This is a genomic window from Rhodovarius crocodyli (assembly GCF_004005855.1).
Classification (GTDB): domain Bacteria; phylum Pseudomonadota; class Alphaproteobacteria; order Acetobacterales; family Acetobacteraceae; genus Rhodovarius; species Rhodovarius crocodyli.
Genome location: NZ_SACL01000004.1, coordinates 544,498 through 552,246, shown reverse-complemented (window position 1 = coordinate 552,246; position 7,749 = coordinate 544,498). Strand labels below are relative to the sequence as shown.

At 70.4% G+C, this 7,749-nt stretch carries 6 protein-coding genes; 3 read left to right on the top strand and 3 right to left on the bottom strand.

Features of this window, described 5'->3' with window-relative positions; translation table 11 throughout:
• The first annotated feature begins 142 nt into the window (after nucleotides 1-142).
• The 3 genes from rfbC to EOD42_RS14885 all read left to right on the top strand — a co-directional run bounded on the left by rfbC (nucleotide 143) and on the right by EOD42_RS14885 (nucleotide 3,000).
• Nucleotides 143-709, top strand: coding sequence for a dTDP-4-dehydrorhamnose 3,5-epimerase (rfbC, locus tag EOD42_RS14895; RefSeq protein WP_127788323.1), 567 nt, complete (start codon nucleotides 143-145; stop codon nucleotides 707-709).
• The gene (gene rfbD, locus EOD42_RS14890) at nucleotides 709-1,593 is read left to right on the top strand and encodes a dTDP-4-dehydrorhamnose reductase (RefSeq protein WP_127788322.1); all 885 of its coding nucleotides are present in this window, start codon (nucleotides 709-711) and stop codon (nucleotides 1,591-1,593) included. The genes rfbC and rfbD overlap by 1 nt, the downstream gene beginning before the upstream one ends.
• 93 nt (nucleotides 1,594-1,686) lie before the next feature.
• Nucleotides 1,687-3,000, top strand: a complete 1,314-nt coding sequence (locus tag EOD42_RS14885) for a UDP-glucose dehydrogenase family protein (RefSeq protein WP_127788321.1) — start codon at nucleotides 1,687-1,689, stop codon at nucleotides 2,998-3,000.
• 70 nt (nucleotides 3,001-3,070) lie between these two features.
• Here the strand turns inward: EOD42_RS14885 and EOD42_RS14880 are convergent, their stop codons facing one another.
• Genes EOD42_RS14880 through EOD42_RS14870 form a run of 3 tightly spaced genes read right to left on the bottom strand, consistent with a single transcriptional unit; the run spans nucleotide 3,071 to nucleotide 7,717 of the window.
• Complete coding sequence (locus tag EOD42_RS14880; protein WP_127788320.1) at nucleotides 3,071-5,020, bottom strand: MacB family efflux pump subunit; 1,950 nt, start codon at nucleotides 5,018-5,020, stop codon at nucleotides 3,071-3,073.
• Nucleotide 5,021: 1 nt separating this feature from the next.
• A complete protein-coding gene (locus tag EOD42_RS14875; RefSeq protein ID WP_127788319.1) occupies nucleotides 5,022-6,248 on the bottom strand; it encodes an efflux RND transporter periplasmic adaptor subunit in 1,227 nt (408 codons plus the stop codon).
• Complete coding sequence (locus tag EOD42_RS14870) at nucleotides 6,245-7,717, bottom strand: efflux transporter outer membrane subunit (RefSeq protein ID WP_127788318.1); 1,473 nt, start codon at nucleotides 7,715-7,717, stop codon at nucleotides 6,245-6,247. The genes EOD42_RS14875 and EOD42_RS14870 overlap by 4 nt, the downstream gene beginning before the upstream one ends.
• Between the last annotated feature and the right edge of the window lie 32 nt (nucleotides 7,718-7,749).

Genomic DNA, 7,749 nt, shown 5'->3' with positions numbered 1-7,749 from the left:
AGGGGCTGGTGGTGGCCTGCCCTGAGGAGATCGGGTTCAACCAGGGCTGGCTGAACGCCGAGCAACTCGCCCAGCAGGGAAGGGCTCTCGGAAAGACAGCCTATGGGCAGTATATGATCGAAGTGGCCGGAGGCGCACGCTGATGCTGATCACGCCGCAGGCCATCCCCGAAGTTCTGCTGATCGAACCCAAGCGTTTCGGCGATGACCGGGGCTTCTTCAGCGAGGTCTGGAAACGCTCCGCCCTGGCCGCCCAGGGCTTCGACGTGGCCTTCGTGCAGGACAATCATTCCCTCTCGCGCGAAGTCGGCGTCCTGCGCGGCCTGCACTTCCAGCGCGCGCCGCATGCCCAGGGCAAGCTGGTGCGCGTGGTGCGCGGTCGCATCCTGGATGTGGCCGTGGATATCCGCGAGGGCTCGCCCACCTACGGCCGCCATGTGGCGCAGGAGCTCTCTGCCGAGAACTGGCAGCAGCTGTGGGTGCCGCGCGGCTTCGCGCACGGTTTCATCACGCTCGAGCCCGATACCGAGGTGCTCTACAAGGTAGACGCCGAGTACAACCGGGAAGCCGATGGCGGCATCCTGTGGAACGACCCGGCGCTGGGCATCGACTGGCCGCTGCCGCCCGGCGGGCCCGTGCTGTCCGACAAGGACCGGGTGGCGCCGAAGCTGGCGGATCTCGCGCCCGTGTTCCCCGAGGGAAGCGTCTGATGAAGCGGATCCTGGTGACGGGGAAGGGCGGGCAGCTCGCCACCGGCCTGCTGGATGCCCTGCCGGCGATGGGCTTCGAGCCGATGGCCGTGGGCCAGCCCGAGTTTGAGTTCGACAAGCCTGAGACCGTGGAGGCCGCCTTCCGGACCCTCAGGCCGGATGCCGTGGTGAACTGCGCGGCCTGGACCGCCGTGGATGCGGCCGAGGAGGACGAGCCCGGCGCGTTTCGCGCCAATGCTCTGGGCCCCGCCCTGCTGGGCCGGCTGACGGCTGAGGCAGGCATCCCGCTCATCCAGATCAGCACCGACTACGTCTATGACGGGCAGAAGCCCACGCCCTATGTCGAGACCGACGAGCCGCGTCCGGTCGGCGCCTATGGCCGCACCAAGCTGGCGGGCGAATGGGCGGCGCTGGCGGCCAATCCGCAGACCGTCATCATGCGCACCGCCTGGGTCGTCAGCCCGGTGGGTAAGAACTTCGTGAAGACCATGCTGGCCGTGGGGGCCAGCAGGCCCGAGCTGAAGGTGGTGGCGGACCAGTGGGGCAACCCGACCGCCGCACCCGACCTTGCGGACGCGATCGCCAAGGTGCTCGCCAGGCTGCGGGAAACCGGCTGGCAGGAACGGTATCGCGGCGTTTTCCACGCCACCAACGCCGGCCATGTCTCGTGGCACGGCTTCGCCGAGGCGATTTTCGAGGCGGCCTCGGCCCGTGGCGGCCCGAAACCCGTCGTTCACGCGATCACCACGGCCGAATACCCCACCAAGGCGGTGCGCCCCGCCAACAGCCAGCTGGTCCTGGACAAGCTGCGCGACACCTTCGGCATCGAGATGCCGAGCTGGCAGCAGGGCCTTAACCGCGTGCTCGACAAGCTGCTTTCATAGGATCGTCACCCCTCCCCATCCGCGGGAGGGGGCATCCCCCGGGCCGGCTTTTTGCTACGGTGCCGCCGACCGTCCCTTTCAGGTTCCGCTTCCATGAAGATTGCCATTCTGGGTGCCGGCTATGTCGGCCTTGTCTCCGGCGCCTGCTTTGCCGAGTTCGGCGTGCAGGTCGCCCTGGTCGACAAGGATGCCTCCAAGATCGCGGCCCTGCGCGAGGGCCGGATTCCGATCTATGAGCCAGGCCTCGACAAACTGGTCGCCGACAACGTGCGCGATGGCCGCCTGACCTTCCCCGATACGCTGGAAGACGCGATGGAGGGTGTGGAGGCGGTGTTCCTCGCCGTCGGCACCCCCTCGCGCCGCGGCGACGGCCATGCGGACCTGACCTATGTGTTCACCGCCGCCGAGCAGGTGGCACGGGCGGCCACCCGGCCGCTGACGCTGGTGACCAAATCCACCGTGCCCGTGGGCACGGGCCGGCGCCTCATCGAGCTGGTGCGGCCGATCAACCCCGACATCACGGTCGCCTCCAACCCCGAATTCCTGCGCGAGGGCGCGGCCATCGGCGACTTCATGCGCCCGGACCGCGTGGTGCTGGGCACGGAGGACAATGAGCACGGGCAGCGCGCGCTGGAAACGCTGCGCCGGCTGTATCGCCCACTGTACCTGATCGAGACGCCGATCGTCGCCACCAGCCTGGAAACGGCCGAGATCATCAAATACGCCGCCAACAGCTTCCTGGCGATGAAGATCAGCTTCATCAACGAAGTGGCGGACCTCTGCGAGGCGGCGGGTGCGGATGTGCACGACGTGGCGCGCGGCATCGGCCTGGACGGCCGTATCGGGCGGAAGTTCCTGCACCCGGGCCCCGGCTATGGCGGCAGCTGCTTCCCCAAGGACACGCTGGCCTTCGCGCGCACGGCGGTCGACCTCGGCACGCCGCTCAGGCTGGTCGAGACGACCATCGCCGTCAACGATGCCCGCAAGGAGGACATGGCCCGGCGCGTGATCGCGGCGATGGGCGGGGATGTGCGCGGCAAGCGCATCGCGGTGCTGGGCCTGGCCTTCAAGCCCGAGACCGACGACATCCGCGATGCGCCGTCGCTGGTCGTGCTGCCGGCGCTGGCCGCGGCCGGTGCCTCGGTCGTCGCCTATGATCCCCAGAGCATGGGTTTCGCGCGGCAGGCGTATCCCGCATCCACGGAGTTCGCGCCCAGCGCCATGGCGGCCCTGGCGGATGCCGATGCGGCGGTGCTGCTGACGGAGTGGAACGAGTTCAGGGCCCTGCCGCCTGACCGGCTGAAGGCCGTCATGCGCGGCGACGTGTTCTGCGATTTCCGCAACGTCTATGACCGCAAGAGCATGATCGAGGCGGGGTTCAAGTACACGAGCATCGGCCGGCCCTGAGCCCGCCGATGCGCGGACGGGAAAGGCGCCCCCGGCCTGATCGGCCGTGGGCCGCATCCCGAGGGCGCGCTCAATCCCGGCTGAGTGCCACCACCGGATCCAGCCGCGCGGCGCTTCGCGCCGGCAGATAGCCGAAGCCCACGCCGATCGCGCTGGAACACAGGCAGGCCAGCGCGATCGACCCCGGCGTGTAGATCAGCCGGAAGCTGGAGCCGGCCTGGGCGAAGGCCCAGCCGAAGCCGAGCGCGAGCGCCACGCCCAGCAACCCGCCGATCAGGCAGACCAGCACGGCCTCGATCAGGAACTGCTGCAGGATATCCCCGTGCCGGGCGCCGACGGCCATGCGCACGCCGATCTCGCCCACGCGCTCCGACACCGAGACGAGCATGATGTTCATCACCCCGATTCCGCCGACCAGCAGCGAGATCAGCGCGATCGCCGCGATCAGCAATGTCAGCGTCTCGGTCGTGCTGGTGATGGTCTGGCGGATGTCGTCGGTGTTGAGGATGAAGAAATCCTCGCGCCCGTGGCGCTGGGTCAGCAGCTGCGTCACCGCGCGCTGCGCGAGCGCCGTGGGCGTGTCGTCGGCCACGCGGATGGTCACGCTGCGCAGGGAAGTGCTGCCGATGAAGCGCGTCTGCACGGTGGTATAGGGCAGGAACACCTGCGGGTTCTGCGCGCCCCCGAAGCCGCCCTGCTGCTGGGCGATGACGCCCACCACCCGCACCGGCACGCGCCCGGCCAGCACCACCTGGCCGATGGGCGATCCCTCGAAATTGCCGAACAGCGCGGTGCGGGCGTTCTGGTCGATCACGGCATCCTGGGCGAAGCCCGCCACGCTTTCCGCATCGAACAGGCTGCCTTCGACCAGCCGGCTGCCGCGCACCTCGAAATAGCTTTCGCTGACCCCGTTCACCAGCGCCGTCGCCTCGGTCGCCTGGAAGCGCAGGCTCGAGCTGGTGGAGACGGTGGGCGTGATGGCGGCGACGTAGTCCTGTTCCCGCAGCGCCTCCACATCCCCGATCACGAGGGTGCGGATGCGGCTGGACCGGATGTCGCCGAAGCCCGTGCCGGGAAACACCTCCAGCGTGTTGGTGCCGAGCGAGGCGATGTTCTCCAGCACGCGCCTGCGCGAACCCTCGCCCAACGCCACCACGCAGACGACGGAGGCGATGCCGATGATGATGCCCAGCATGGTCAGGAAGCTGCGCATCCGGTGCGCGTTCATCGAGATGAGCGCCATGCGCAGCGCCTCTCGCGCGCGGTCGGCCATCATGCCCAGGCGCCCGCCGGCCGCGGCCTGGCCGCGCGGCGTGCCGGGGGCGGGGCGTGCGGGCTTGCGCCGGTCGGCGATGATCTCGCCGTCCGACAGCTCGATGATCCGGTTGGCGCGTTCGGCCACCGCCATGTCGTGCGTCACGATGATGACGGTGCGGCCCTCGGCGTTCAGCTGCTCCAGGATGCCCAGCACTTCCTCGCCGGTGTGGCGGTCGAGCGCGCCGGTCGGCTCGTCGGCCAGGATCACCTCGCCGCCGTTCATCAGGGCGCGCGCGATCGAGACGCGCTGCTGCTGCCCGCCCGAGAGCTGGCCCGGCCGGTGGTCCAGCCGGTCCGCCATGTTCAGGCGCTTCAGCAGGCCGGCCGCGCGTTCGCGCCGCTCGTCGCGGTCCACCCCGGCATAGACGGCGGGAACCTCGACATTGCCCAGCGCCGACAGGTCTCCCAGCAGGTGGTAACGCTGGAAGATGAAGCCGAAATACTCGCGCCTGAGCGCCGCCAGCTCATCGGGTTCCCGCGTCGAGACCTCCTTGCCGCCGAGGCGGTAGCTGCCGCCCGAGGGCCGCATCAGGCAGCCCAGTATGTTCATCAGCGTGGACTTGCCCGAGCCCGAGGTGCCGACGATGGCCACCATCTCCCCGCGCTCGATGGTCAGGTCGATGTCCTTCAGCACCGTGAGGGTTTCCTCGCCGGCCTGGAACTGCTGGCGCAGGCCGCGCAGCTCGATCAGTGCCTCCGCCACGTCAAAGCCCCATGCGCGGCGGGGGCCGGAAGCCGCCCGAGGCGCCGGAGGCCGAGCGGTCGCCCGTCACCACGCGCTCGCCCTCGGCAAGCCCCGAGCGGATCTCGGCCCGGATGCGGTTGTTCAGCCCCACCTGCACCTGCCGGACGGAGACGCTGCCGTCATCCGCCTGCACCCGCACCGCCTGCTGCCCGCCCTGCCCACGGACGAGGGCCGAGGAGGGGATGGTCACCACCCCCTGCGCGCGGCCCAGCACGATGTTGACCTGCGCGGTCATGTAGGTCCGCAGCCGGCCCTCGGGGTTCGGCACGTCGAAGCGTCCGTAATAGTAGATCGCTTGGCTGGAGGAGGTGCTGGACGAGGAGGAGGAGCTGGAGCTGCTGGAAGAGGAGGTCGAGGAGATGCTGCTGTCGCTGGTGATGGATTGCGGCGCGGGGTCGATGCTGGCCAGCCGGGCCGGGATGCGCCGGCGCGGCTCACCCAGGATGTTGAAGAAGATGTCCTGGCCCGGGCGCACGTTCACCACATCGGCTTCCGAGATCTCGGCGATGATGGTCATTGTCGACACGTCGCCCAGCACCACCATGGTGGGGGTCGTGGTGTTGGCGTTCACCGTCTGGCCCTGCTGGGTGACGATGGCCAGAACCGTGCCGTCGATGGGCGCGGTGATGCGGGTATAGCTGAGGTTCACCCGCGCGGTTTCCACCGCCACCTGGGCGGCCGCGATCTGCGCGTCCAGCGAGGCGATCTGCGCCCGGGTGGCCATGAGCGAGGCCTGGGCGCTGTCATAGTCCGCCTGGCTGGTCGCGCGCTGCGACAGCGTCATGCGCTGGCGCGCCAGGGTCTGCTCGGCCAGCACCAGGTTGGCGGCGGCTTGGTCGCGCTGGGCACGGATATTGGCCAGGTTGGCCTCGGCGGTGCGCAGGGAGTTCTGCTGCGTCATGCTGTCGATCTCGGCGATCAGGTCGCCCTGCTTCACCACCTGGCCCAGCTGGACGGGCAGGGAGGTGACCCGCCCGGAGGCCTGGGCGCCCACGGCCACCAGACGCGCGGGCTTCAGCTGGCCGTTGGCCAGCACCGTCTGCTCGATATCGCCCAGCGTGGCGGCCGCCGTCAGCAGCTGTGGCGCCTCGGCCGGGCGCAGCATGTCCTGGAAATACCAGGCCCCGCCGCCCATGGCGGCCAGCAGGACCAGCGCGGCAATGCCGCGGCGATAGGCTTTCTTCATGGCGTGGTGGTCCTCAGCCGGGGGCCGGTGCCGGTGTCTTGCACGGCGGGGCTCCGGGTATCGATCTCGCCGTCCCAGCCACCGCCCAGCGCCTTGTTCAGCGCCACGAAGGCGGTGACGGTGGCGATGCGGCTCTGCAGCAGGGAATCCTCGGCGGAGAACAGGGTGCGGTCGGCATCCAGCACATCCAGGAAGCCGCTGGCGCCGGTCTGGTACAGGGTGCGGGAGAGGCGGGCGGCCTCGCGCTGGGCGGTCACCGTCTCGGTCAGCCGCGCCACCCGCTCGCGCTGCTGCGTCAGGGTGACGAGGGCCGTCTCCACCTCCTGCAGGGCGGTCAGCACGGCGGCGCGGAAGGCGATGTAATACTGGTCGCGCTGGGCCTCCGCCTGGCGCACGGCGGCGGCCAGCTGCCCGCCCTGGAAGATCGGGATGTTCAGGCTGGGACCGAAGGACCAGGCGAGCGCCGAGTTGCGCGCGAGGTCACCCATGCGCGCGGCCGAGATGGAGAGCGTGCCGCTGACGCTGATGGAGGGGTAGCGGTTTGCCTCCGCCTGGCCGATCAGCGCCGTGGCCTGGGCCAGCTGGCGCTCTGCGGCGCGCAGGTCAGGGCGTGCCCGCAGCAGGTCGCCCGGCACGCCTACGCCGGTCATGCGGCGGGGTTCGGGGATGGGGCGCGCGGTCTCGAGCCTGGGTGCCAGCGCGGCGGGCGGCTGGCCCAGCAGCAGCCCCAGGCTGAACAGCGAGGAGGCGTAGCTGATCTCCAGCACCGGGATCTGGGCCTCGGTCGAGGCGGCGGTGGCGTTGGCGCGCGCCACATCCAGCGCCGAGGAGGAGCCGGCGCGATAGAGGCCCTGCGTCATCGCCGCCGTCTGCCGCTGGGACGCCGCGGTGCGCCGCGTGAGATCCAGCCGCGCCTGATAACCGCGCAGCTCGACATAGGTGGTGGCCACCTCGCCCACCAGCGTCAGCAGCACGGAGCGCAGGCTGTATTCGGCGGCGTCCAGGGCCGCGGTCGAGGCCTCAAGCGCGCGGCGGTTGCCGCCGAACAGGTCGAGCTCCCACGCGGCGTCGAGCCCGGCCTGGAACTGGCTGGCGGTGCGGGCGGAGGAACGGCTGCGGCTGGCCGAGGCACCGCCCGAGACGCTGGGCAGCAGCGCGCCCTGGCTGCTCGCGCGCGCCGCCCGGGCCTCGCGGATGCTGGCGGCGGCTGAGGCGACATCCAGATTGCCGCGCACCGCTTCCTCGATCAGCGTGTCGAGCAGCGGGTCATCCAGCAGGCGCCACCAATGGCCCAGCGGCTGCTCGGCCTCGGTGGGCGGCTGCGGCGGGGCGCCGGCCCAGCGGGCGGGCAGGCCCAGGCGAGGCAGGGCGTAGTCCGGCCCGACGGAGCAGGCGGCAAGCGCGAGCGGGGCGAGGAGGGTAAGCCGGCGGCGAATCGTGGGCGCCGCCAAGAATGGCTGCAATGTCATGTGGCCGCCTACATAGCGGCTCGGCCCGGCTT